1 protein-coding gene is annotated in these 254 nt (G+C 66.9%); it reads right to left on the bottom strand.

The window, feature by feature from the left end; all coding sequences use genetic code 11:
- Positions 1-254: di-heme oxidoredictase family protein (locus EOD29_RS33430; protein ID WP_281059262.1), on the bottom strand; the 254-nt coding region annotated here is incomplete at both ends.

Below are 254 nucleotides of genomic sequence, written 5' to 3'. Positions count from 1 at the left end.
GCTGGTCGGGCGTCGAGATGCCGATATCGTTGGCGAAGGCATCGGCGCTCTGATCGCGCACGGTGGCGTTTTGCGCCTTCCAGCCGAAACGACCGAGTGCGATCTTGCCGCTGCGATGGTCGCGCACGATCGCCGCCTTGCCCGAAATGCCGTCGCCGTCGGTATCGTCCGGGTCGGCGTGGGCAAGGATGTCAGCCTCGGGAATGGCCTCGATCAGCCCGAGCCCGATCATCGCAGGAGCGACACGCGCCGAG

The organism is Mesorhizobium sp. M1A.T.Ca.IN.004.03.1.1, assembly GCF_003997555.1.
Classification (GTDB): domain Bacteria; phylum Pseudomonadota; class Alphaproteobacteria; order Rhizobiales; family Rhizobiaceae; genus Mesorhizobium.
Note: the sequence above shows the minus strand (reverse complement) of the source record. Positions and strands in the feature narration are given on the sequence as shown.